Source organism: Zhongshania sp., from assembly GCF_041584495.1.
Classification (GTDB): domain Bacteria; phylum Pseudomonadota; class Gammaproteobacteria; order Pseudomonadales; family Spongiibacteraceae; genus Spongiibacter.
Window position 1 is genome coordinate 1 of sequence record NZ_JBFHDY010000015.1, and the last position, 23,143, is coordinate 23,143.

The following is a 23,143-nucleotide window of genomic DNA, read 5'->3' on the forward strand; positions in this document are numbered from 1 at the left end:
ATACAAAACATGATGATGCGCCCGCTCGACCACCGAAATAGTATCGATTTGCACATACGCCAAGTGCTGAATAGCCTTACGCGCACCCTCTATTCCGCGCCCATACGGTTGTGCTTGCAAGAGCCCCTGTGCAGATAGCGCTATCCGCCGCAAACGTGTCAGCATTTGTGGCTGCCGAGTGTCAATTACTGTCATGGTAGTTTCGGTGTCATGGTAAAAGTAGGTCGAGGCAGTATTTAAAAACAGATACTACACCATTATTTTTTAACGACCCGTCCAACTGTCGCCAACACTCCAGTGTACTCGGGCAAAGATACATCGCCCCACATCACCCTGGCCGGGGGACAACAAGTTTGGCATCGGCGTAACGGAATTGCAGAGGTTCAACCGCAGCTGACCATGCACTAAGAAGCACGGCATCGCTGGTATTACCAAGGCTTGTCGCCGCGTTGGCGCGAATTAAACAACCCCCAAAAAGAAGCTTTTGCTCTGGCAGCCAGACAACGACATTGTCTTGGGCATGCCCTGCGCCAGGATAAAAAGCCGCTATGTGCGCCTTCACCAGCGAAAATTTATCTGTATTTAAGGTATTTTCCGCAAGGGGCCTACCTTGGCGCTGCAATATTTTATTAGTTCGAGCTGAAGCGTAGGTGGGTATGGCCTTCACATTAAGGTATTCAATACCTGCCGTGCGGTCTTCACGGAAATGCGTTGAAACCATGCCTTTAAGTGTAAATCCTTGGGTGTTAATCCACTGCAACAAGGTTTCAGTATCTTGCGTCGACCACGGTGTGTCGACAATATAGGCCTCGCTGCCCATGAGGACAACGAGGCCATTTGAATCAACCAGGCCAAAGCCATCGACGACTTTATGAGAGATATGCAAATAAACACTGTCAGTGAGCTGTTGAATTTTTTAAAGGCGGCAGCTCTTCACTCGCCCAAACAGGGGCGTGACTCATCAGGGCAAGTGCCAGTAACATGGCGACGAATATAGGTCTCATGGCACATCCTTATTAATAGACATTGAGCTGTACCAGCGGCGCCTAAAAGCAAGATTTAAGCCTTGCCAAAGAACACCAATACACTAAAACCAAAGGTCAAGCGGGGCGACATCCGCGTATACATGTCCCAATTCTACTGGCTGCTGAAAATCACCTTAAAAACTATTTACGGCCACATCAATCGACGCTCATTACACTGTTGGATACTTCTCTGCCATCATCGACCGAATGTCTTTCTTCAGCACCTTGCCCGTGGGATTACGCGGCAAGGCAGCGATGTACTCCAGCTTGCGCGGAATTTTATACGATGCTAACTTGCCTCGACAAAATTCACTGAGTTCCTCCGCGGTTAATTCTGGCTGCCCGCCAGAAACCAGCACTGCGAGGGGAGCCTCTCCCCACTTCGCATCAGGTACGCCAATAACGGAGGCATCCTGAATGTGTGGATGAGAAACGAGTATATTCTCTATTTCTGCAGGGTAGATATTTTCGCCGCCTGAAATAATCATGTCTTTCACACGATCTTGAATATAAACATAGCCCTCTTCATCTACCCGGCCAGCGTCGCCAGTGTGCAACCAGCCATCGACTACCGTTTTACCCGTGGCCTCAGGGTTATTCCAGTAACCCTGCATGATCTGTGGCCCATTGGCCACAATTTCACCAATTTCACCCAGTGGGAGTGCACTACCATCTTTACCGACAATTTTAATCTCAGTACCAAACACTGCTCGACCACAGGAGCGTAACAATTCAGGTCGGCCAGCCAAGGCTTTACGGTGATCCGCCGCAGTTAAGAAGGTCAACGCCACCGTCGCCTCAGTTTGGCCGTAGCCCTGCACAAAGTCGCAGGAAAAAACGTCTATACACTCTTTTAACAAGGTTTCAGAAATTGGCGAGGCACCATAATTAATTGTGTGTAATTCCGAGAAATCGTAATCTTTAATATTCGGCACCATCGCGAGCGAGAACTGCAACATCACCGGAATAACCGCAACTGTGTTGATATGTTCTTTGGCTAGTGTTTCGATCATGCCCACCGGATCGTAATCCCGGTGAATAATCATAGATCCCCCGTAGATCACCCCCAGCAATGCACCCACTAAACCCACAGCATGGAAGGTGGGCGCAATGACCAGACCACGTTCACCTTCTCGAAAGCCCCCTCCAGTACTCATTAGCACTTGGTAGGAGTTAGCCATGACATTGGCGTGGCTAATGAGCACCCCCTTGGGCAAACCGGTAGTGCCACTGGTGTACATTTGAAACAAGATGTCATCGCCCTTAATATCGACGTCAACCAAGCTGGCTGGGCTTGCCAACCATGCAGGCAAACTCCTTGCGCTCTCATCACTGTCGATGCACACACACGCCACGCTATTGAGATAATCACCACGCAGGCTATTAAATTCCTGATCCATAAACAGAAATTTAACATCGGCGTCACCGGCAATAAAATCGAGTTCAGCGGCCGTGAGCCGATAATTAAGCCCTACCGCCACCGCGCCAATACGCGCACATCCCAGAAAGATACAAAGGTTATCAACGGAGTTTTTAGCCAGTATCGCAACACGGTCACCCTTGCGAATCCCCTCAAGCTGAAGGTGAGCAGCAATGGCATTGATGTGCGCCCAGGCCTGAGCATAGTTAAACGATTTAATATTATCGCTGGCCATCATTACGTCACTGCGACGCTGGGCGTGGTAAGCCGTATGGTCATTGATATTGTTAAAAATTTTCATGGTTTCTCCAATTTATTTTTATTCTTGTCATCGCGTATTCACAATGATCAAGCGTAACTCAATTCACAATATTCACGACGTTGATGCATGGCATTACCGAAATAGCTGTCGATCATCATTAAACGTTTTAAATAATGACCTATAGGCATTTCATTACTCACGCCCATACCGCCATGCAATTGCACCGCCTCTTCAGCAACTTGGCGACCATATTTTCCAACCATCGCTTTAAGCGCGGCAATGTCCTTCTGACGCTCACTGCTGCCGTCAAGTACCGAGCACTGCGCCCTAATGAGTAAAGACCGACACAATTCAGTGAACATGAACATGTCCACCATACGATGTTGCAAGGCCTGAAATTTACCAATAGCGGTGCCAAATTGCTTGCGGGTATTGGCGTATTCTGCAGTGGCTTTATACAAGTACTCCATAGCCCCCACCGCCTCGGCACAGAGCGCAATAAGCGCTTCCCCAACGACGTCGGCAATCAGCGGATACGCGTCGCCCTCAGCAGTCAGCATATTTTCTGCGGGCACACGCAAATTAGTAAAACGAATATTCACTGCGCGCTGACCGTCCATCAACACCACCTCTTCACGCTCTATGGCAGGATCGTGGGCCTCAATGTTAAACAGACTAATACCCTGCTCACTATTTACTTCGCCGCGAGTACGCACAGGTAACAGAATAAGATCTGCAGTGGCGTTTAATACCAGCTGCTTCTGACCATTCAGAATATAGTCGTCGCCATCTCGCTTAGCGGTAGCGCTCACGTGACTCATACAAAACGTGCCTTGAGCTTCTAACCAAGCAAAACTCGCCTGTAATTCACCGGCCATTAACTGGGGCAAAATACGCTCGCATAAAGCCGTATTACTACTGCGCGCGATTAGCTGTCCCGCCAACACAATACTCGGCCAATAGGGTTCTACGACCAAGACCTTGCCAAACTCTTCCATAAGCACACAGGTATCAACAATACTGCCACCAAAGCCACCCACCTCTTCGGTAAATGGTACGGTGAGCCAACCCAGTTCAGCAAAGTGAGTCCAATGACTCACGCCACCGCTTAGCATTATATTCGCGCTGCGCTGTTCAGGGCTGTAATTAGCAAGCAAGTATTTCGCCACGCTGTCTTTGAGCATAAGCTGCTCTTCAGTTAATGAAAAATCCATTCTGCCTCTCCTGCGTAGTGTTATAAGCCCAATGCGAATTTCGCAATAATATTGCGCTGTACTTCATTACTACCGCCGTAAATGGTACTGGCTCGACCAAACATATAACTGCGTCGCGCCATATTCGCAGTGCTTTGCCACAGGGCTTGCGCGCCATGTTCAGCGGGTAGCACACCGCCAAAACTCGCTACTACGTCCCATTGCAGACTCTGCACCGCCTGTTGCATTTCGGTACCCTTCAGCTTCAGCAGCGACGACTCCATACCCGGTGCCCCGCCGCTATCAATCGCGCTCAGCACTCGCAACTCAAGAAACTCCAACGCCATTACGTTCATTTCAACGTCCGCCAAACGCGCCTGAAAATCGGGAGAACTCAATAGCGGTGGCGATTGATTCTGATTCTGCGCCGCCATTTCGCGAATATTGGCCAAGGTGCGCTTACAATAAGGTACGCCAGACAATGCGGTGCGCTCGTAGGTAAGCAGCGCTTTCGCATACGTCCAGCCTTGATTTTCTTCGCCAATCCGATTTGCCATTGGCACCCGCACATTGTCAAAGCTCACTTCGTTAAGGTGGTGCTCGTCGTCAATGGAAATAATCGGCGACACCGTCACTCCCGCACTTTTCATATCAATTAGCAAGAAACTAATACCTTGCTGAGGCTTTCCCTCATTACTGGTGCGCACAAGGCAAAATATCCAATCGGCATATTGAGCGTAGGTTGTCCAAATTTTGGTGCCAGTCACCAAATAGTCATCACCATCGCGCACGGCCTTGGTCTGCAAGGCCGCCAAATCCGAGCCCGCACCCGGTTCAGAATAACCTTGGCACCACCAAATATCCGAGGCCTTAGTGGCCGGTAAAAAGCGCGCTTTTTGTTCGTCTGAGCCGTAGCTATACAACACCGGCGCAACCATTTTGATACCCATCGGCACTACGTCCGGCGCGCCCGCCGCAGCCAGTTCAGTACTATAGATATATTTCTCGGTGGCAGTCCAAGGCTGGCCACCATGCTCAACAGGCCAGCCGTGCGCCGCCCACCCTTTGTTGTCGAGGCATTTTTGCCACTCAACAATGGCGTCGCGAAAGGTGTCGGGATGATGAATACGCGCCGCGAGGTCGACGCTGTAATTGTCGCGCATAAAACTGCGCACTTCGCTCTGAAATGCCAGTTCGTCGGCACTGAATTTAGCGTGCATAGCAAGTCCTTTACTGTTAACGGTGAGTTAGCGGGCCTTATTCAAAAAAGGAGATGAATTTATCTGAATATAAATCGCGGCCAATGATCAATTTCATGATTTCTGAGCTACCGGCAAAGATCCGAGTAATACGCGCATCAGTGTACATACGGCTTATCGGGTACTCGTCCATATAACCGGCGCCACCATGCAGTTGCACGCCTTCGTCCACCATTTTGCATAATAGCTCACTGGTAAACAGTTTGGCTTTTGCGGCGTCTTCTGAGGTCAGCAACCCAGCATTATGAGCAGCCACACACTGATCAACATAGGCTTGTGCCACATCTAACTCAGTGCGCAAGTCGGCCATTTTAAATTCGGTATTCTGCATTTTAGACAAGGGTTTACCGAACACTTTGCGCTGCTGGGTAAACTCTCTGGTCACTTCGAAGGCTTTGTGGGCGCCAGACAAAAAGCCGCAGGCACCAATTAATCGCTCTTCAGCTAAACCCTGCATCAGATAAATAAAACCGTGGTTTGGGTCACCCAGCACGTTTTCTTTAGGCACGCGCACATCTGTGAAAAATAGCTCTGCGGTGTCTTGGGCCTTCATGCCCATTTTTTTCAAATTACGGCCGCGCTCAAAACCTTCCATGCCGCGCTCTATCAAAAACAGCCCAACGGCGTGAGGGTTGTTCTCAGGGTCAGTTTTAGCCGCAACGATAACGACGTCAGAATTGATGCCGTTGGTAATATAAGTCTTGGTGCCGTTGAGTAACCAGTGATCCCCCATATCTTCAGCGTGTGCGCGCATTCCGGCCAAGTCAGAACCAGCATCAGGCTCCGTCATGGCGATGGCCAATATGGTTTCGCCACTCACACACTTAGGCAAAAAACGCGCTTTCTGCTCGGCATTTCCAAAACGGTCAATATAAGGGCCGACTAAGCGGCTGTGCAATGTATTAGCCCAATCTCCAGCGTAAATACGGCTGGTTTCTTCAATAATAATTTGTTCAAAACGAAAGTCGCGGTCGCCCATACCACCGTATTCTTCGTCGGGCCAAATCATTAAAAAACCTTGTTCGCCAGCGCGAACAAAAGCCTCGCGGTCAACAATGCCCTGCTCTCGCCACTGCTCGATATGTGGCGCAATCTCCTGTTCAAGAAACTTGCGGTAAGCTGTGCGAAACATGATTTGCTCTTCGGTAAAATTACGCGGCAACATAATACTTAACCTCTTTTAAATTTAGCCTGTTATTTTTTAGCTAGCAGCGCACCAATACGCCGCAGCGTGCCATTGCCGTGCGCAGTACAAATGCGTGGCGACGACATGTCGTTAATGTTGAGTGTAAAGAGTCACCCTTATCGCACAGCGAGGCAATGACAAGCCATGACATCCAATAGACATTATGTTACAAACTTAACACAAGCTCAGCAAAAGCGCTGGCGACTGCAATTCGTCGGCTAAAGCCCGGCAATATCCCTCTCACAGTTGGGAATAACATGGAAAACAGAACTATCTCCATCGCGTTTATTCGCAATATGGTGTCTGGCTGTGGCCTGCCGACCCACTATTGCGAACAGCTTTTGCTGCGCGCCGGTGTCGACCCAAAATCGATAAACAGCGCGCAAGCGCGAGTAAGCCCAACACAATTATCCCAGCTCAACAAATGGATAACCGAAGCCACTGGCGATGAAGGTATGGGTCACTACCGACGCCCGCAAAAGCGGGGCACCTTCAACGTGCTGGCACGGTATCTGCAAACCGCTAAGGATTTACAACAAGCTCTGGAGCGCAACGTCCATTTTTATAATTTATTTGATTTCGGGTTCAGGCTTACCCTGCTTCGGCGCGATGAAAGCGTCCATTATCGCGTAGAAGCCGATTACGGCGTGGTACTGAGCAACTGGGTATACGAACAACTATTAATGGTGAATCACCGGTTTTTATGCTGGCTGACAAGCAGCCCGATACCGCTAAGCAGAGTTAATTTGAACTATCCAACACCCGCCCACAGTGGCGAATATCACTATCTATTCTTTAGCGATACGTGCTTTAACCAGCCCTACTGCGAAATCATTTTTGACGAGAAGCTACTTAAATTACCCGTACTACGCTCAAGCCAAGAATTAGAAGACTACATAACAAAAGTGCCTTATGAATTTTTGCACAGCAGCACTCGCGCCAGTAGCTACACCGAGCAAGTACGCCTGCTCATCAAAAAATCGCTGCCGACGCTACCCAATTACGAGGACTTAGCCAACGCCCTAGGTATCGCCCCGCAAACCCTGCGCCGCAGACTCCGACAAGAAGGATGCGATTTCCGGCTAATTAAAAATGAACTGATTCGGGACACGGCTATTGGCTATCTATTACACGACAGCAAAGACGTAAAAACCATTTCCTATCTGCTGGGCTTCTCCGAACCGAGTGCGTTTATCCGCTCATTTAAAAAATGGACCGGTGTGACGCCCAAGCAGTACCGCGAACATCACTCTAGCGAAATGCCAAATATTAATGGCAAGAATTAACGCCGATCCATTAACTCACTGTCATGATCTTTGAAGTAAATCCGAAACGGCCAGTCCTTGCTCTTACCGATATAAATATACAAACCATAGCGGTCGGCACTGTAATCATTAATAAATTCGTAGCGGGTCGGCGCCGGTTTATCGTCTAGGTCAGGTGCAATGCTCGGCGCACTAACCAGCACTTCTTCGATCTCCATGTCCGCCGATTCCCCCTTGCCAGGAATGGAAATTAAAACCCGATACTCGCCAGATTGCTCACCGCGTTCAATGGCTTCCACTTTGGCCCCAGTACTTTCGTCGATAAAGCCGACACGGCTTTCAATATCACCGCTTTCAATAGCAAACGAACTTGTTATAAATCCGATTAATACAGCAAACAGACCAGCTTTTTCACGCACGGTAGTGCACGTCATTATTATTGCCTCGTTATTTTAGGTATACGTCGATGCTACCACTGTGATTAATGAATAACATCTACGATTCTAGACTATAGATTGCGCCGCGTAGCCCGGCTGGGTACTTAAATACGCCAGAATGCAAAAGCCACCACATAAGTGGCGGTTTTTTTAGGGTTCTAACAGAATAGGACAAGCGCTAGCGGCAAAAAGCCTCGCCAGCGGCAATACGTTTGCCGAGGCTGGCCAAATTCTTAGCCGAACTGCCTAAACTCATTTCGTTGTAACGCAGCCACGTGCAATAACGCCACAGCGGGTAGTCACGATCAATGCCGGTACCACCATGCAGATGCTGCGCGGCATAACTGACCCGATGACCAACATCACCCGCCCAAATCTTGGCGATATGCACTTCATTACTGGCATCCAGCCCCCCATCCAAACGGCTGACTGCTTGATAGGTATTCAAACGCAAGCACTCCACATCAATAAAGCAATTGGCAGCGCGGTGGCCAACGGCTTGAAAGGTGGAAATTAACACGCCGAACTGTTTGCGCTCAGCGGTATACGAGGCGGTCATACGCATGGCGTTGTCGCTGGCACCCAATTGGTGGGCACACAGTGCCACCGAAGTCCGCTCGGTTAGCCACTGCATCACTTCACGGCCACTGTCTGCGCTGGCCAAAATATCTTCTGCAGCAATGCTGACATTATCCAAACTCAGAGCAAACTGAGGCTCATAGGTGGTCACCTGCATTGGCGTCATGCTCAGCCCCGCTGCTTTTGGATCGAGTAACACCACAACAACACCGCCACCCATTTTGGCCGACAGCACAATTCGGTCGGCAAGATGGGCAAACGGCACTGCCGTTTTATTACCGCTAATCCGAAGGCCAGTGCCATCGTCCGTGGCGGTCGTTAAAATTGGCTGGGTGGGGTCTTCGTTATAGGGTTCCGTAAGTGCGGCGCTCAACATTATTTGGCCGCTGACCACGCCGGGCAAATAGCGCTGTTTCTGCGCTGTGTTGCCAAATTGCTGAATAGGCAATGCCGCCGACACCAAATGCGCGCTCAACGGCACTGGCGCAATACTGCGGCCCGCTTCTTCAATAAGCAGAGCCAACTCAAAAAAGCCAAAGCCCATACCGCCGTACTCTTCGGCAACGGCTAAACCAAGTAAGCCAGCCTCAGCCAGTTTGTTCCAGAGGGCCTTGTCAAAACGATCAGCTTTATAGCCGTCGTATTGCGCCAAACTTTCTGGGCTTACATTGTCACCCAGAATCTGGCGCGCCAGGTTTTGTACGTCGCGCTGCTGTTCAGAAAATCCAAAATCCATGATTAACTCCTGTTATTGGGCTAGCGCGTCGCGCGGGGCATCCATAAGCCGGCGGCAGAAATAATGTCGCGCTGAATTTCGTTGGTGCCACCGCCGAAGGTGATGATTGAGGCCGTGCGATATAAACGCTCAATTCGCGAGGCCATTGCATTGGCGCCCTCGGTCTTGCGGTTAATCAAACTTGCTTGACCTATAATTTCGCCCAATAGGCGATAAACTTCGATAAAGAATTCTGAGCCATAGACCTTGGCCGCAGAGGCATCGGCCATTTCCAACTTACCTTCGCTCATTGCCCAGGCCTGCTTGTAGCACACCAGCTTTAAGGCTTCGACCCCGGCACGCACCTTGGCTAAGTTGATCTGCACCCAGGGCTCGTCAATCAGTTTGCCGCCCGCGGGCATTTCCATTTGCTGGGCCCAGCGTACCACGTTATTAAACATTTCCGCGGTGGGACCAAAATTCACAAGACTGAGACGCTCGCGATTAAGCTGACTCGTGATTAATTTCCAGCCGCCGTTGAGCTCACCTACCATGGCATCGGCCGGTACTCTAATATTGTCGTAAAAGGTCGCGTTGGTGCGCACCCCACCCAAGGTCACCACTGGGCTGCAACTCCAACCGGGATCACTGGTAGGCACCATAAACATAGAAATGCCCTTATGGGGCTTGTCCGTATCGGGGTCAGTGCGGCAGGCCAACCACACGTAGTCGCAAAAATGGGCCAGACTGGTCCACATTTTTTGGCCGTTAATCACCCATTCATCGCCGTCTTTCACCGCGCTTGTTTTCAAACTGGCCAAGTCAGTACCGGCGCCAGGCTCGGAGTAGCCAATGGCGATAAGACACTCACCAACCAGGATCTTGGGAACGATGTCGCGCTTTTGGCTTTCGTTGCCAAACTCAGCCAGTTGCGGCCCCACCGACTCCGTGGTTAAAAACGGAAAGGGGTAGCCCGCGCGCATTACCTCTTCAACAAAGATAAACTGCTCAATAGGACTCATTCCCCGGCCGCCCAACTCTTTGGGCCAACCCACGCCAATCCAGCCGTCTTTACCCATTTGGCGCAAGGCTGCTCGCCACAGCGGGCCACCACCCTCGCCCATTGCCTCGTCGCACTCAACACTTAACTCTGGGGTCATTAATTGCGCAAAATAACTGCGCAACTCTTTGCGCAGGGCGTCCTGCGCTGCGGTAAATTCAACTTTCATTACTGGCCCCTTAATTCGCCGCTCGTGGCTTTCATTGTTATTCTTCAATCATAAGCTTTAGCTAGGCCCCGACAATTGCAAAACCACTCACCGCAGTGACAATTGCAGTCATAAGCTTTTAGTCCTGCGCCACATTGCAACGCCCTACTCTCAGCCATTTAGACGATAGCCCCGGCAGCGTGAACTTGCGATGATTCCAGCGTTAAATTGAGATCGCTTTACACGGGAATCTATTAAGGCCCCTTCTGAACAACTCAGAGATCCCCTAACCGTGTCACTAATTGTCCACCGAGTGGAGACAAAGCATGAGTAACAAACCGGTGCAGGCCGCTATTGACGGCTGGTTTACCCTTAACACGGATACCCCGCATTTAATTGGCGCCTGCTGCGACCATTGCGGCACTTACTACTTCCCTAAGACCCTGAATTTTTGCAAGAATCCAGCCTGCGACAGCGCAGCGTTTAGCGAGGTTGAATTGAGCCGCACCGGCAAAATTTGGTCTTACACCAATGCCTGCTACAAGCCGCCCGAGCCATTTGTGGCCGACGACCCCTATGTTCCCTACGCCATTGCCGCCGTAGAGCTCGAAAAAGAAAAAATGATTATTCTCGGCCAAGTAATAAAAGGCGTTGATGTGGATCAATTGAAAGTGGGCCAATCTGCAGAGCTGGTACTCGAAACCCTACACGAAGGCGACGACGCCATTAAAGTCACCTGGAAATGGCAGCCAGTGCGCTAAGCGCGCCCAAGGAGCAGCACAAAATGAGTCAAGATATTGCAGTATTGGGCGTTGGCATGCACCCCTGGGGTAAATGGGGCAAGAATTTTAGCGAATACGGTGTATACGCCGCTCGCGCCGCCCTTAAAGATGCCGGAATCCCGTGGCAGGACGTGGGCTTTGTATCCGGCGCCGCCACTATGCGCTGCGGCTACCCCGGCTATGTTGCCGGCGCCACCATTGCCCAGGCCCTAGGCTGGCAGGGCGCCCAAGTAAACACCTCTTACGCGGCCTGCGCCTCAGGCTCCCAAGCCCTCGCCGCCGCCCGCGCCAAGATACTGGCCGGTGAATGTGAAGTTGCCCTAGTGGTTGGCGCCGACACCACCCCTAAAGGCTTTTTGGCCCCCGCCAAAGGCTACCGCCCAGAGGACCCAGATTGGCTGCGCTTTTACTTAGGCATTACTAATCCAACCTATTTTGCCCTGTACGCCCGTCGTCGCATGGATTTATACGGTGACACCGAAGAAGATTTTGGTCTGGTCAAAATCAAAAACAGCGAGCATGGCTTTACCAACCCCAATGCCCGCTACAAGAAAAAATTTACCATGGAAGAAATACTCAATTCTGCCATGGTCGCCGACCCACTGCGGCTATTGCAGATCTGCGCAACCTCTGACGGCGGCGCGGCCATGATTGTAACCAGCATGGATTACGCAAAACGCATGGGCAAAGCTAACGCGGTGAAAGTGGTTGCGGTATCTACCGTTACCCCGACCTTCGCCAGCGCAGTGGTAGAGATGCCAGATATTGCCACCGACTCTGCGGCCGCCACCGGTGTAGAAGCACACAGTTTCCGTGCAGCCTTACCCAAACAGGCCTACGAACAGGCAGGTATCGGCCCAGAAGACATCAGTTTGGCCGAAGTCTACGACCTGTCCTCGGCGCTGGAACTAGATTGGTATGAAGACCTGCTGCTTTGCCCTCGAGGCGAAGCCGCCCAAATGGTACGCGAAGGCGTTACCAAAATTGGTGGTCGCCTGCCGGTAAACGCCTCTGGCGGTCTAGCCTGCTTCGGCGAGGCGGTACCAGCGCAAGCCCTTGCGCAAGTGTGTGAGTTAACTTGGCAGCTACGCGGTCAGGCTGGTAAGCGACAAGTCGCCAATGCCAAAGTCGGCATTACCGCCAACCAAGGTTTGTTTGGCCACGGTTCCTCCGTCATAATGAAAAAATAAAGCCCGACGGGCGCCTCAGCGACGCCCGCTATCAACTGATAGCCCGCGGCTCAAAACCAACGACGGAGCCCTATGACTACCTTGCTCAGCATACTCGCGATCCTGGCTTTTGCCCTGATCGTTATCATTCCCCTTATTGAACGCTTTGCCCCCAAGGCCAATCCGGAACAACAGGCAAAGCTCAGTCGCTGGATTTTACCCTTAGTCGGTATTTCGCTGGCACTGGCGCTATTTAAATCATTTACATCCTAGGCGAGCTTCACCACTCAGCTTAATTGGCACGTTATAAGTGTAAATAATCTACCTAGGTTAACGTGAAAAGTTTATAGCAAACAGCACACTAGCAGTCACTGAGTTTTTCGCCTGTTCGAGTTAAACAAAGAATCGGTATGGCGCCCACGCTTGTTAACATGCTCGTTAAACGGCACCAGTGCTGCACCGGGCTGTCATACCGAAAACCTGCAGCTAGCCTTTGAGCCCCACTTTATCGCTAAATGAAAAACAGGGAAAATCATGGTTTTTCAATCATACAAATACGTGCAGCAAACGCTAAGCGTTATATACGCTAATCGAATATCTGAGAACTCATGTAGCTAAGGAACGCAATTATTCGCATTTTCAGATCGATATTGGATGCCACGTTAGCGGTTTCGAACTACAGCCTAATTGTAGGCAAGAATAATTCTGCGTAGATCGGGTCAGAGTAAAAATTAGTTACCTGCCACTTACCGATTTGCGTTAACACGAAAGTAATTTCCGGGTGACCTGTACGTTAAATTCCCATTAGTAAAAAATCGAGCGCGGCAATTATTTGCTCTCTATTTAGTAACAAAGAGCCTTGCCTTCGGGCTAAAAAAGATGCCGAGACTGTAGTGATTTGGTGGGTGAGCAGCGCATATTGCTTATTGTCTATTTCGAAGATTGGACACAGATTCGCGGGAAACAATTTTGCATTCGTTGCGGGCGCTATTGGTATAACTACGCGGCTATTCAGCTGCTCAAGTAAACCAGTTTGCACATCAACAAAAAAAGGATATGTACCCCGGCTATCTGGATCGGTATTTTCATATAGGTCAAATTGCTTCATTCAGAAATTCCGGTGTTTATCAGCAAATAGACCACCAGACTCAGCTAAACGATTACAGTTTTCGATCGCCGCTTTATTTTCCTCAAGCCACTGTTGCCGCTTGGTCTGTCTTACTTCTAGCTCGAGAGCGCGTTCAAAGGTGGCAGAAAGATTTAGCTTTAAGCTTTTGGCTTCGGCAAGTAAGCTACTGTTTACACTGAGATTTATCGCTTTTTTTGGGGGTTTTTTGTCAAATATCTCGCGCATTCCAGGACTCCTCCGCACAACTTGTGCGCACTAACAATGCGCATAATAGCAATGGGCATTTAGCAAGGCAAGACTGCCTCACGCGGAAAAACTCAGACAGAATCCGGCTCAGAGTCATATTTAATTTCCCGTCATCCACCCATACTCAGCACACACGGTCTGATACGCACAAATGAAAAAAGAGTAGCCATCCGATGTAAAGTACGCATGCGTCAAAACCGGAGTTTAATGAATGCCAGCCCCATAAATCCAGTCATCTCCTTACCTATAACTCTAAAACGCTACCGCTATGATTTATGGATGTTTTTGAATGCCACGTAGATTACTGGCGACGACAACGCCCTTAAAACTTAACGCTGAATGCAACATCCAATTGCCGAGAGGATATCGCCGCCACCGCCTAAGGCAAACTCGTCTGTGGCATTGCCGATAAAGGCCTGCAATAACTAGCCCTCATTGTCGTCCTCTAATCGTAAACGTAAGTTCAGGGTTGCGCACATCAATAGGGTCTTGATCCGATTGCAGCAGTTTATCGTCTTTGTATAACACGTCAGAACCAAACAAAAGATTCACCGGTGCAGACCACAAGTCGTGGACGTAATTCATACTGAAGGTGGCCTTCCACAGCGGTGCGAAAGCCAGCGGTTTACCGGTCAAATCACAGCGCGTGTCGTCACCCGCGGGACAGGGGCCGTTCGGCATAGTCGGGTGGTGTCCAAATACGCCACCGAAAATTGCCAGATACGTCCGTGGGGGTTACAAATGCGGCATCAAGTTCAGCGCCCGTAGAGATTGCCCCCCTACCCGCGAGTCAACACCACCCTCGTCGCGATCTAGCGTGGTGTTATATACCGTGCCGTCGCGCTTATTTACCAGCGCAGACGCGCGCAATGCCACGGTGTCACTCACGGGTACATTGCCGGTGACGGTATATTTAGCCAGGTCTTCATTACCGCTCACCCCGTCGGCCAATAACTCCGGTTCTTAAGAGGGTTGCACCGAACGAATGCTAATGGCGCCGTAGATAGTGATTTTGCTAAGCAGTGTTCCCTGCAGACCACGCAGCACCTCTACCAAGGCAGCCTCTAAAAAGGCCAAACGGCCAAAATACACGCCACCTAAAAACAGGCCCGCAGATTGCTCAACGCCCTTATCACAAGGTGATCCTAAGCCGAAAATACGCAAGCTGGTTAGCCATGGATGACTAAACACACTCAAATTGGGCGTGAAATTGGCAATATCAGCCATATCGTTAATATTGGCGTCCTGCATCGCCTGGGCGCTAATTGCCATTAGCAAAATCGGCACATCTTACCGACTTTCTTTGCGCCTTTTGCGATAATAATAACCTCTTCTAGAGATGGGTTCCCCGCGCAAATACATCTCGCGCCGCCAATATCAGTGCAAAAATACCTAATCGCTTTATCATAAAAACCTCATTGTACTTATTTTAGTATGGACTAGCGCGACATGCCGAGCGGCTTAAACACCACGCTTTGGGGATAGCGGAATCAAAACAGAGGTCTCAGTTTTATAATGTTCATAATCTGCATTCCCCCCCCATTTTTCATCAGAACGTTTTTCCAGCAAAGGCACGCCACTCACGCGAGTAAGCAAGAAAATCACAAACAAGGGAGAAATCAAACTCAGCCCCTGCCAGCCCTGCAATACCGGCACGGCAATGAGGGCAATTCCGCACCACAATACAATTTCACCAAAATAATTGGGGTGCCGGGACCAGCGCCACAAACCAATATTAATAAATTTACCGGTATTTTCTGGCTGTTTGTTGAAGGCCGACTTTTGAGCATCGGCAACAACCTCAAGCGCAAAGCCGAGCAACCAAACAAGTGCGCCGAAAACAGCGACTATTCCCAATGGTTCCCGATGTTGACTTGTCATGGCCGTAAGCGCCGCCACCAGCGTCACAAACACCCAAAGGCCCTGTAGTGTCCAGGTTAGTAAAAACCGAGGAATCGACACTTTAATCAAGTCGAAACGACCGTCTTTACCAGCTTGTTTTACTCGTCTGAACAAAAATGGCCCGAGACGGGCGGCCCAAATCACCACTAGCGCAGCAAGCAACAGGGCACGATCATCAAGCCCCCGCCCTACACCCGAGCTAAGATACAGCGCCAACAAGACAATAATCACATAGGTACTACTGCCAATGAGGTCATAATAATGCTCAGTTTGAAAAACGTAGGCAGGTATGAACGCTAACCACTGAACACTAAAGGCAATAACGGCGCACACCAGCAGTGCCGGATAAGGCCCATAATTTAAACCGCCCTGCCCCCCCGCATAAGCTAAGCCGGTGGCAATTGCTATACAGAGCACAATTAGCACTGAGCAAATCATGACTTTTTTCATTTACTTCCTCTCTCGCTTAGGCTGCCTGTACGTATATTTATACGGCATAGTTCATTTTTATTTTCGTGATATTCAAGCCTAAGCAAATTGCTTTGCGTATAGCTGTTTATACTCAACTGGACTGCTTTTTATGTGTCATTATCATTCTGTGGGCCATATTCAATATCCTGACGGCCCACGATCTCACCACAACCGCCACACTTAATCTTGATACTGAGCAGCGTATGGCAGCCACTGCGCAAAAGACCAGCCGCCGTATTTGCGTCGGCCTCCCACGCTACCGCCCATTGGCGCATGGCGATGACGATAGGAAAAGGCGACGCCCCTGACGATAAGCTTATACTCATCGCGCGGCGCTGGCCGCTTAAGAATTTAATTTCTTCAATGTGCTTAATACTCTATACCGCCACGGCCGAAAGCCGAATCTCGTCAAGCGAAAAGGCAGTTCACCATCACCACACACCGCTTGTGACACAATTGATAATTGGCAGCAGCGAGGAATAAGGTTTTTGGGCGAGCTATTTGACACGTCGCCCAGCCATTCATGCTCCCAGCGCCCCGCCACCAATGAAACCGGAAATAAACCCGCGCCCTTTGCGCTTAAGCAATACTCTTGCCGCGTCGATAATGGCGAGATACTGCGCTTTACCATAACCCCCTGTTCAACCAAGGCCGATAAGCGTCGCCTTAGAGTCGCTTTGCTGGCGCCGGTATAGCGCCGAAACGCTTCAAACTGGCGGCGTCCCATATATAATGATCTAAGCGCCATTGACAGTTTAGAAGTTCACGGCTGTTTCAGCATTACCGAGTACATGATTGCGGATCACAGTGGTCTCTACGCCCCCAGCGACGCATGGAAAGCCATTGAAAAGGTGACATTAGCACGACTGGGAAACCCCCCATGCATATGAGTGGCGGCCTAATGGGATTAGGCTATCCGGTAGACGCTACTGGCGTGAGAATGCTGCTCGACAGCTACAAGCAAATAGCTCGCGCCGCCGGAAATTACCAAATCAACCATACTCGCACTGTGATGACATTTAATTTAGGGAGGGGTAGCGCGAACGCGACCACCTGTGCGAGCTTTATTGTTGGTAAGACAAAGGCCTAAGCTTGCTAGGCATTGGCGACCATGCTTCCCGCATCATCCAGTAATCGCCGTGGCGGCTGGTCCCATTTCCCCCAGGCCTTGTCGTGAAAGTAAAATACCACGGTGTTTATCGCGGGTTCGACAAGCGCCATCGCGCCGCCGACCAAGACGCTACCGGTAAACGCGTATGCCACAGAAAAGGCCACACCAAAGTGTATAGCGGCAAAACTTAATGTCTTTCTCACTGCAGCCTCCCGAGCTACCAAATCACCAATACCGTTTCTGAACTACGCATTTCATTACTAATAGCACCATCATAGCCCCAGCCAAATCATAATAAAAACAAATTAAAATAATAAACTTAATAGCTAAATGCTATAGTATAGGCGAGCACCATAGACATGCACCGCAGCGCACCAAATACACGCCGCCGCGTAAGTTGCGCACCAAAATTACGCCACAGCGCATCGCTATAACGATCCCGTCTCAGCCCAGCCCCGCTATTCAATAAAAAACGGAACGACACTAAGCCGAAATAAGATGGCATAGCTGTTGCAGTAATGCTTACGACGGGCCGTGCCAACTCAGTGCGCTGCCACCTTAAAAATAAGGCTACCCATGAAAAAAATGCACTATCTTTTTGCATTACTCATGCTCGTGTTCTCTTCTTTCTGTTTTGCCGATGAGGCTAGCCCAGCAAACAATATGGTGTGGCTGGTCACCGCCAGCGCCCTAGTGTTTTTAATGCAAGCGGGTTTTGCCTTATTGGAATGCGGCATGTCCCGCAGCAAAAACGCGCTCAATGTCGTTATGAAAAATTACATGGATGTCTGCCTTGGCACATTAATTTTCTGGGCTATTGGCTATGGCCTGATGTTCGGCAACAACCCCAGTGGCTTTATGGGAACCGATTTATTTTTTATGAATGACAGCGACCCCGCCAGCTATGGTGTGTTGTTATTTCAAACCATGTTTGCCGCCACCGCGGTCACCATAGCCAGTGGCGCGATGGCTGAACGCACCCGTTTTGACGGTTATTTAGTGGGTGCCCTCTTCATCACCGCCGTGATCTATCCCATTTTTGGTAGCTGGGTATGGAACGCCGACGGCTGGTTAGCGCAAATGGGCTTTATTGATTTTGCCGGGTCAACGGTTGTTCACTCCGTTGGGGCATGGACAGCCCTAGCGGGCATTATTATTTTGGGACCTCGTTTAGGCCGTTTCGACAAGCACGGCAAGGCACGGGAATTGCGCGGCCACAATCTTAGCTATGTGGCATTGGGCGGCTTTATCTTGTGGTTTGGCTGGTTCGGCTTTAATGGTGGATCAACCCTTAGCGCCACGGTGGATATTGGCCTCATTAATTTAAACACCCAGCTCGCCGCTGCGGCCGGCGCCGCTGCAAGCATGTTGTTTGCTGTGACCATGCGCCGCCCCATACTGCTCACTGAAACCGTCAACGGCAGTATTGCCGGGCTCGTTGCAATTACCGCAGGCTGCGCCACAATGCTTCCGGCCTACGCTGTATTAACGGGTGCCATTGGCGGGATTATCTGTGTGTTAGGCAGCCAACTTTTATTGCGCATGCAACTCGACGATGTTGTTGGCGCGGTATCTGCCCACGGTTTTGCTGGCGCTTGGGGAACCCTCGCGGCAGGTATGTTTTACAAGGGCAACCTCTTCGACACTCACCTTATTACAGTGCAATTGATTGGCATTACCGCCTGCTTCATCTGGACTTTTTGCTGCGCCTTAATCATGTACTTTGCCATTGATCTTGTGATGGGCTTACGTGCACCGAGCCAACACGAGCAGCGCGGTTTAGATTTAAGCGAGCACGCAGAAATAGGTTATCCAGAATTTAATGCTGGCAATATCGCCTATACTGCCGACCGCGCCAACAATATGGGTCTGCGCTCATGAATAAGCGCAGCCTCAGTGATCGCCGCCGCGCGATTTACACTGGCCTAAAGCCATTTTTTGATGATCCGAGTTTAATGCAAGCCGTGACCCACTGGGAAAATCGCTACTCCGACCAACCCAGTCTTGCCCTGCAGCGCTATGTAGCTGACATATGTCAAAATCCTGTGCTAAAAGATAAGCGCGCCAGTATTTTACGAAGTTTATTGCACGCCATGACACAAGATAGCGCTGAGTTGCTCGCCGACCCCCGCGGCCCTGAGCCGGCCACGCCAAACACTGCAGAAACGGCATCGGCGAGCGTAGCTTATAGCGTGTTAATGTTAGCAATGATGAGCCAAGTTGATGAATCACTGCAGCACAAGCTGCGTATAGAGCTTTTTGCAGCGCTGCGTCAGCGTCAACTGCCGCCAACTATTCTTGAAGCACTCCAGAATTGGCTGGGAACGCGGCAGCCTTTAAAACTCAATAATGCGCCATCCGCACTTCTGCAAAAGCTACTAAACCAGTATTATGTCTTGCTGTGCGAAAACTTAGGCCCTGTGCGTGCCGATACTATTTTGGCGCGTGGGGTTGCCCAAGTGCAGCGCCAGCATCCAGAGTTAGAGCCATTTATCGACAGCCTGCTCTAAATCACCGATACCACTGGCGACATGCGATATCTCAAATTAATTCATCTAGGGGACTTTTAGACCACGGCGACTTAAACATGGCTTCTATTTCCAACTCTGGCACCTCGTCAATGCTACGGTAACACCAGCGGGGATCGCGATCGCGATCGATTAATCTTGCCCGAACACCCTCTGCAAACTCTGGGTCGCGCACCCGGTTTGCCGACATGACCAATTCCATGCGAAATATCTCGAGCAAGCTCAAATTACGGCTGACTTCTAATTGCCTAAAAATGAGCTTAGCGGTGCTTGCTGCACCGCGCGCATGGCCTTGCGCGGCATTGCTCAACCAGCGATCAGCACCGCGATACTCCCGTAGTTTATTACTGATATTTCCAACTACTGCTTGACTGCAGAGCTCATCAATCCAGCCACGACAATCTTTTAATGAGGCCGTACCGAGTTCGGCGCCCTGCTCAGCCTCGATATCGGTTAAACACTCAGTAAGGCACTGGGCGTTCCATGTGGGATCATCGCACCACTCTAATAATAGTAATTTACGCAGTACCTGATTTTTACTGCTGTCAGTAAGACAGTAGTCGGCGAGCCCGGCATAAAGCGCATCGGCAGCTGATAACTCCACCCCAGTTAAAGCCGAAAATAAACCGCAGCGTCCTGGCATCTGCCCTAAAAACCAGCTCGCGCCAACATTGGGGAATAATCCGATGCTAATTTCTGGCATTGCCAAACGACTTGCGTCCGTCACAATACGATGACTCGCCCCCACCATTAATCCTAAACCAGCGCCCATCACAATGCCGTTACCCCAACATATTACCGGCTTTGGAAAAGTGTGAATAAGGTAGGCCGCCGCGTACTCTTGGGCAAAAAATGCCTCGGCTTCTACTGCCGCGCCGCCGGGATTGGCCAGCGCCGAGGCGCGCATGCGCAACGCATCTGCACCCACACAAAAACCGCGACTGCCAGCACCGTCAAGAAAGACCGCCACCGCCTCGGTATCGTCACGCAATTCCACAAGTAGACGACGAAGCAAGGTCACCATTTCTAAGGTTAAAGCGTTCATTCGCGCGGGCGCATTCAACGTGAGTTGCGCCAGATAGCCCCCCGCCGGTAATGGGTGGCGCTCAAGACAAACCGTGTATTCAACTTGCATTATTATGTCTCCACACAAACCTTGGGGCTTACGCCAAGGGCCAGCGTATGTCATGTAGCAGTATCCTCCCAGACTTGCGCAGGCTCAAGACCTAGACCACCCTGCCCACTCCATGAGGCTAAATTCAGCCATATAAGGGTAATTACTTAGGCAAACTCCCGGCAGCCGTGCGCTAAGCCGCTAGCCGCCAAATTGACCGCAGCGTCACACCCCCTGCTAAAAGCGGCCAATTGCCCGCCTGCGCGCTTCCGTTATGCTCCCTCGCGTTGACATACCCCGTATCTTGGGAATAAGTACAGAGGCTCCATATGACCACATTTAAAGCGCCAGTTAGAGACATCGACTTCGTCCTTAATGAAGTCTTAGACTACCAGGCCCACTACAAAACGATTGCTGCTGGCGCCGAAGCTACGCCAGATATGGTAGAAGCCATCACCGCAGAAGCAGCGAAATTCGCTGAAGAAGTGCTCTCGCCCCTTAATAAAGTAGGCGATGAAGAAGGATGCACCTGGAATGACAGCGAAGTAACCACCCCCTCCGGCTTCAAAGAAGCCTATCAAATGTGGATTGACGGTGGCTGGCAAGGTTTGTCTCACCCCAGCGAATACGGCGGCCAAGGGCTGCCAATGTCTTTGGGACTGATTAAATCAGAACTCATTGGCACGGCTAACTGGTCTTGGGGCATGTACCCCGGCCTAAGCTTAGGTGCAATGAACACGCTTATCGTTCACGGCACCGAAGAGCAAAAAGCCCAATATATGCCCAAGCTCTGCGAAGGCACTTGGACTGGCACAATGTGCTTAACCGAAGCCCACTGCGGTTCTGACCTTGGCCAAATGAAAAGCAAGGCCGAGCTACAGGAAGACGGCAGCTACAAACTCACTGGCAGCAAAATCTTTATCTCTGCCGGCGAGCACGACCTGACCGAAAATATTATCCACATTGTATTGGCCCGTACCCCCGGCGCCCCAGAAGGCACCAAAGGTATTTCCTTATTTATTGTACCGAAAGTTAACCTTAACGCCGACGGTAGCTTAGGCGAGCGCAATAACGTTAAGTGCGGCAGTATTGAGCACAAAATGGGTATTCACGGTAACGCCACTTGCGTCATCAACTTTGACGACGCGACTGGCTATTTGCTGGGCAAGGAAAATGAAGGCTTGAACGCGATGTTCACCTTTATGAACACCGCCCGTATCGGCACCGCAATACAAGGTTTGGCGGCCTCTGAATTGGCTTACCAAAATGCCCTGCCCTACGCCATGGATCGCTACTCCATGCGTTCATTGTCTGGTACTAAAAACCCAGACAAACCAGGCGATGCGATTATTCATCATCCCGACGTGCGCCGTATGCTACTCACCGCCAAAGCCTTTGCTGAAGGTGGCCGCGCAATGATCTATGACGCCGCCAAATATTCAGACCACATGGTGCAGGCTGAAACGCAAGCTGAGCGCGATGAAGCTGAGAACGAACTGGGTTTTTTAACACCAATTTTGAAAGCGTTCTTGACTGAAACCGGTCTTGAATCTGCCAGCAATGCCATGCAGGTCTTTGGTGGTCACGGCTATATAAAAGAACACGGTATGGAACAGATTTATCGCGATGCTCGTATTGCCACGTTGTACGAAGGCACTACCGGCATTCAAGCCATGGACCTGATCGGCCGCAAAGTCGTACTGGACGGTTTCAAACTCTACGGCGGCTTTTGCAAAAAGCTGTATAAATTTGGCTTTAAAAATCTGCTTGGCGGCAAGCGTCGTGGCTATTCGGCGAAGCTTGTCGGCTACACCTTAGCTTGGAATTGGCACACCGTTAAGATGGTTGCCCGCGCCTCTAAAAACCGCGATGCGGTGGGTGCAGCGTCTTACGACTTCCTGATGTACAGCGGCTACTTGTCAATGGCTTACTACTGGGCAAGAATGGCCGAAGTAGCTGCCACTAAACTGGCTAGCGGCGAAGGCGATGCAGCCTTCTACCAAGCGAAATTAGAAACGGCTGAGTTCTACTTCTCTCGTTTACTGCCGCGTGCTAAGGCACATGGTGGTTCAATGGGTAGCAGCACGGAAAGTGTCATGGGTATGGGTTTAGAGCGCTTTACCGTGCGCTAATCTGGCTCAC

General features: G+C 50.5%; 26 protein-coding genes and 1 pseudogene. 8 read left to right on the forward strand and 19 right to left on the reverse strand.

The window, feature by feature from the left end:
* The 6 genes and pseudogenes from ABYP33_RS04580 to ABYP33_RS04605 form a co-directional block, all read right to left on the reverse strand.
* A pseudogene (locus tag ABYP33_RS04580) lies at positions 1 to 195 on the reverse strand (winged helix-turn-helix domain-containing protein); the annotation flags it as partial.
* Between the two features lie 133 nt (positions 196 to 328).
* Entirely contained in the window at positions 329 to 886 is a 558-nt protein-coding gene (gene bla, locus ABYP33_RS04585; protein WP_373088870.1) for a metallo-beta-lactamase, read from the reverse strand.
* A 309-nt stretch (positions 887 to 1,195) separates the two neighbouring features.
* Entirely contained in the window at positions 1,196 to 2,746 is a 1,551-nt protein-coding gene (locus ABYP33_RS04590; protein WP_373088872.1) for a long-chain-fatty-acid--CoA ligase, read from the reverse strand.
* A 47-nt stretch (positions 2,747 to 2,793) separates the two neighbouring features.
* On the reverse strand, positions 2,794 to 3,921 hold the full coding sequence (locus ABYP33_RS04595) for an acyl-CoA dehydrogenase family protein (protein ID WP_373088874.1): 1,128 nt from the start codon (positions 3,919 to 3,921) through the stop codon (positions 2,794 to 2,796).
* Between the two features lie 20 nt (positions 3,922 to 3,941).
* Complete coding sequence (locus ABYP33_RS04600; protein ID WP_373088876.1) at positions 3,942 to 5,120, reverse strand: acyl-CoA dehydrogenase family protein; 1,179 nt, start codon at positions 5,118 to 5,120, stop codon at positions 3,942 to 3,944.
* Positions 5,121 to 5,157: 37 nt separating this feature from the next.
* A complete protein-coding gene (locus ABYP33_RS04605) occupies positions 5,158 to 6,324 on the reverse strand; it encodes an acyl-CoA dehydrogenase family protein (RefSeq protein ID WP_373088878.1) in 1,167 nt (388 codons plus the stop codon).
* A 278-nt stretch (positions 6,325 to 6,602) separates the two neighbouring features.
* Here ABYP33_RS04605 and ABYP33_RS04610 point away from each other — a divergent pair, with 278 nt between their 5' ends.
* On the forward strand, positions 6,603 to 7,631 hold the full coding sequence (locus ABYP33_RS04610) for an AraC family transcriptional regulator (protein WP_373088880.1): 1,029 nt from the start codon (positions 6,603 to 6,605) through the stop codon (positions 7,629 to 7,631).
* Here ABYP33_RS04610 and ABYP33_RS04615 read toward each other — a convergent pair.
* The 3 genes from ABYP33_RS04615 to ABYP33_RS04625 form a co-directional block, all read right to left on the reverse strand.
* Complete coding sequence (locus ABYP33_RS04615) at positions 7,628 to 8,044, reverse strand: hypothetical protein (RefSeq protein WP_373088882.1); 417 nt, start codon at positions 8,042 to 8,044, stop codon at positions 7,628 to 7,630. The genes ABYP33_RS04610 and ABYP33_RS04615 overlap by 4 nt on opposite strands.
* Before the next feature lie 181 nt (positions 8,045 to 8,225).
* The gene (locus tag ABYP33_RS04620) at positions 8,226 to 9,362 is read right to left on the reverse strand and encodes an acyl-CoA dehydrogenase family protein (RefSeq protein WP_373088884.1); all 1,137 of its coding nucleotides are present in this window, start codon (positions 9,360 to 9,362) and stop codon (positions 8,226 to 8,228) included.
* Positions 9,363 to 9,382: 20 nt separating this feature from the next.
* The gene (locus ABYP33_RS04625; RefSeq protein ID WP_373088886.1) at positions 9,383 to 10,570 is read right to left on the reverse strand and encodes an acyl-CoA dehydrogenase family protein; all 1,188 of its coding nucleotides are present in this window, start codon (positions 10,568 to 10,570) and stop codon (positions 9,383 to 9,385) included.
* Between the two features lie 305 nt (positions 10,571 to 10,875).
* On the opposite strand from ABYP33_RS04625, the gene ABYP33_RS04630 reads away from it, so the two are divergent.
* The 3 genes from ABYP33_RS04630 (at position 10,876) to ABYP33_RS04640 (ending at position 12,773) form a co-directional block, all read left to right on the forward strand.
* Positions 10,876 to 11,310, forward strand: coding sequence for a Zn-ribbon domain-containing OB-fold protein (locus ABYP33_RS04630; protein WP_373088888.1), 435 nt, complete (start codon positions 10,876 to 10,878; stop codon positions 11,308 to 11,310).
* Between the two features lie 23 nt (positions 11,311 to 11,333).
* On the forward strand, positions 11,334 to 12,521 hold the full coding sequence (locus ABYP33_RS04635) for a lipid-transfer protein (protein WP_373088890.1): 1,188 nt from the start codon (positions 11,334 to 11,336) through the stop codon (positions 12,519 to 12,521).
* Positions 12,522 to 12,593: 72 nt separating this feature from the next.
* A complete protein-coding gene (locus tag ABYP33_RS04640) occupies positions 12,594 to 12,773 on the forward strand; it encodes a hypothetical protein (protein WP_008246995.1) in 180 nt (59 codons plus the stop codon).
* A 520-nt stretch (positions 12,774 to 13,293) separates the two neighbouring features.
* Here the strand turns inward: ABYP33_RS04640 and ABYP33_RS04645 are convergent.
* The 8 genes from ABYP33_RS04645 to ABYP33_RS04680 form a co-directional block, all read right to left on the reverse strand.
* Positions 13,294 to 13,608: a CcdB family protein gene (locus tag ABYP33_RS04645; RefSeq protein ID WP_373088892.1), complete on the reverse strand. Its 315-nt coding sequence runs from the start codon at positions 13,606 to 13,608 to the stop codon at positions 13,294 to 13,296.
* Positions 13,609 to 13,854 carry a type II toxin-antitoxin system CcdA family antitoxin gene (locus ABYP33_RS04650; RefSeq protein WP_373088894.1) on the reverse strand — a complete coding sequence of 82 codons (246 nt, stop codon included), beginning with the start codon at positions 13,852 to 13,854 and terminating at the stop codon, positions 13,609 to 13,611.
* A gap of 453 nt (positions 13,855 to 14,307) precedes the next feature.
* Positions 14,308 to 14,556: a hypothetical protein gene (locus ABYP33_RS04655; protein ID WP_373088896.1), complete on the reverse strand. Its 249-nt coding sequence runs from the start codon at positions 14,554 to 14,556 to the stop codon at positions 14,308 to 14,310.
* A 54-nt stretch (positions 14,557 to 14,610) separates the two neighbouring features.
* A complete protein-coding gene (locus tag ABYP33_RS04660) occupies positions 14,611 to 14,826 on the reverse strand; it encodes a hypothetical protein (RefSeq protein WP_373088898.1) in 216 nt (71 codons plus the stop codon).
* 12 nt (positions 14,827 to 14,838) lie between these two features.
* On the reverse strand, positions 14,839 to 15,147 hold the full coding sequence (locus ABYP33_RS04665; RefSeq protein ID WP_373088900.1) for a hypothetical protein: 309 nt from the start codon (positions 15,145 to 15,147) through the stop codon (positions 14,839 to 14,841).
* 189 nt (positions 15,148 to 15,336) lie between these two features.
* Positions 15,337 to 16,227, reverse strand: coding sequence for a DUF1295 domain-containing protein (locus ABYP33_RS04670; RefSeq protein WP_373088902.1), 891 nt, complete (start codon positions 16,225 to 16,227; stop codon positions 15,337 to 15,339).
* Positions 16,228 to 16,355: 128 nt separating this feature from the next.
* Positions 16,356 to 16,574, reverse strand: coding sequence for a hypothetical protein (locus ABYP33_RS04675; protein WP_373088904.1), 219 nt, complete (start codon positions 16,572 to 16,574; stop codon positions 16,356 to 16,358).
* A 17-nt stretch (positions 16,575 to 16,591) separates the two neighbouring features.
* Positions 16,592 to 16,996 (reverse strand): winged helix-turn-helix transcriptional regulator, encoded by a 405-nt coding sequence (locus ABYP33_RS04680; protein WP_373088906.1) that lies wholly within the window; start codon positions 16,994 to 16,996, stop codon positions 16,592 to 16,594.
* 153 nt (positions 16,997 to 17,149) lie between these two features.
* Here ABYP33_RS04680 and ABYP33_RS04685 point away from each other — a divergent pair, with 153 nt between their 5' ends.
* Complete coding sequence (locus tag ABYP33_RS04685; RefSeq protein WP_373088908.1) at positions 17,150 to 17,338, forward strand: hypothetical protein; 189 nt, start codon at positions 17,150 to 17,152, stop codon at positions 17,336 to 17,338.
* A 5-nt stretch (positions 17,339 to 17,343) separates the two neighbouring features.
* Here the strand turns inward: ABYP33_RS04685 and ABYP33_RS04690 are convergent, their stop codons facing one another.
* Positions 17,344 to 17,562 carry a DUF2061 domain-containing protein gene (locus tag ABYP33_RS04690; RefSeq protein ID WP_184461770.1) on the reverse strand — a complete coding sequence of 73 codons (219 nt, stop codon included), beginning with the start codon at positions 17,560 to 17,562 and terminating at the stop codon, positions 17,344 to 17,346.
* 373 nt (positions 17,563 to 17,935) lie between these two features.
* Between ABYP33_RS04690 and ABYP33_RS04695 the strand changes: the two genes are divergently transcribed.
* Complete coding sequence (locus tag ABYP33_RS04695) at positions 17,936 to 19,240, forward strand: ammonium transporter (protein WP_373088910.1); 1,305 nt, start codon at positions 17,936 to 17,938, stop codon at positions 19,238 to 19,240.
* A complete protein-coding gene (locus tag ABYP33_RS04700; protein WP_373088912.1) occupies positions 19,237 to 19,869 on the forward strand; it encodes a hypothetical protein in 633 nt (210 codons plus the stop codon). The genes ABYP33_RS04695 and ABYP33_RS04700 overlap by 4 nt, the downstream gene beginning before the upstream one ends.
* A 31-nt stretch (positions 19,870 to 19,900) precedes the next feature.
* Here the strand turns inward: ABYP33_RS04700 and ABYP33_RS04705 are convergent, their stop codons facing one another.
* Complete coding sequence (locus tag ABYP33_RS04705) at positions 19,901 to 21,022, reverse strand: enoyl-CoA hydratase/isomerase family protein (RefSeq protein ID WP_373088914.1); 1,122 nt, start codon at positions 21,020 to 21,022, stop codon at positions 19,901 to 19,903.
* A gap of 308 nt (positions 21,023 to 21,330) precedes the next feature.
* Between ABYP33_RS04705 and ABYP33_RS04710 the strand changes: the two genes are divergently transcribed.
* Entirely contained in the window at positions 21,331 to 23,133 is a 1,803-nt protein-coding gene (locus ABYP33_RS04710; RefSeq protein ID WP_373088916.1) for an acyl-CoA dehydrogenase C-terminal domain-containing protein, read from the forward strand.
* The last annotated feature ends 10 nt before the right edge of the window (positions 23,134 to 23,143 follow it).

Coding starts and splice junctions, on each gene's coding strand:
- ABYP33_RS04590 (WP_373088872.1), bottom strand. CDS start 2,746: ATGAAAATTTTTAACAATATCAATGACCATACGGCTTACCACGCCCAG.
- ABYP33_RS04595 (WP_373088874.1), bottom strand. CDS start 3,921: ATGGATTTTTCATTAACTGAAGAGCAGCTTATGCTCAAAGACAGCGTG.
- ABYP33_RS04600 (WP_373088876.1), bottom strand. CDS start 5,120: ATGCACGCTAAATTCAGTGCCGACGAACTGGCATTTCAGAGCGAAGTG.
- ABYP33_RS04605 (WP_373088878.1), bottom strand. CDS start 6,324: ATGTTGCCGCGTAATTTTACCGAAGAGCAAATCATGTTTCGCACAGCT.
- ABYP33_RS04610 (WP_373088880.1), top strand. CDS start 6,603: ATGGAAAACAGAACTATCTCCATCGCGTTTATTCGCAATATGGTGTCT.
- ABYP33_RS04615 (WP_373088882.1), bottom strand. CDS start 8,044: ATGACGTGCACTACCGTGCGTGAAAAAGCTGGTCTGTTTGCTGTATTA.
- ABYP33_RS04620 (WP_373088884.1), bottom strand. CDS start 9,362: ATGGATTTTGGATTTTCTGAACAGCAGCGCGACGTACAAAACCTGGCG.
- ABYP33_RS04625 (WP_373088886.1), bottom strand. CDS start 10,570: ATGAAAGTTGAATTTACCGCAGCGCAGGACGCCCTGCGCAAAGAGTTG.
- ABYP33_RS04630 (WP_373088888.1), top strand. CDS start 10,876: ATGAGTAACAAACCGGTGCAGGCCGCTATTGACGGCTGGTTTACCCTT.
- ABYP33_RS04635 (WP_373088890.1), top strand. CDS start 11,334: ATGAGTCAAGATATTGCAGTATTGGGCGTTGGCATGCACCCCTGGGGT.
- ABYP33_RS04640 (WP_008246995.1), top strand. CDS start 12,594: ATGACTACCTTGCTCAGCATACTCGCGATCCTGGCTTTTGCCCTGATC.
- ABYP33_RS04645 (WP_373088892.1), bottom strand. CDS start 13,608: ATGAAGCAATTTGACCTATATGAAAATACCGATCCAGATAGCCGGGGT.
- ABYP33_RS04650 (WP_373088894.1), bottom strand. CDS start 13,854: ATGCGCGAGATATTTGACAAAAAACCCCCAAAAAAAGCGATAAATCTC.
- ABYP33_RS04655 (WP_373088896.1), bottom strand. CDS start 14,556: ATGCCGAACGGCCCCTGTCCCGCGGGTGACGACACGCGCTGTGATTTG.
- ABYP33_RS04665 (WP_373088900.1), bottom strand. CDS start 15,147: ATGGCAATTAGCGCCCAGGCGATGCAGGACGCCAATATTAACGATATG.
- ABYP33_RS04670 (WP_373088902.1), bottom strand. CDS start 16,227: ATGAAAAAAGTCATGATTTGCTCAGTGCTAATTGTGCTCTGTATAGCA.
- ABYP33_RS04675 (WP_373088904.1), bottom strand. CDS start 16,574: ATGAGTATAAGCTTATCGTCAGGGGCGTCGCCTTTTCCTATCGTCATC.
- ABYP33_RS04680 (WP_373088906.1), bottom strand. CDS start 16,996: ATGGCGCTTAGATCATTATATATGGGACGCCGCCAGTTTGAAGCGTTT.
- ABYP33_RS04685 (WP_373088908.1), top strand. CDS start 17,150: ATGGGATTAGGCTATCCGGTAGACGCTACTGGCGTGAGAATGCTGCTC.
- ABYP33_RS04695 (WP_373088910.1), top strand. CDS start 17,936: ATGAAAAAAATGCACTATCTTTTTGCATTACTCATGCTCGTGTTCTCT.
- ABYP33_RS04700 (WP_373088912.1), top strand. CDS start 19,237: ATGAATAAGCGCAGCCTCAGTGATCGCCGCCGCGCGATTTACACTGGC.
- ABYP33_RS04705 (WP_373088914.1), bottom strand. CDS start 21,022: ATGCAAGTTGAATACACGGTTTGTCTTGAGCGCCACCCATTACCGGCG.
- ABYP33_RS04710 (WP_373088916.1), top strand. CDS start 21,331: ATGACCACATTTAAAGCGCCAGTTAGAGACATCGACTTCGTCCTTAAT.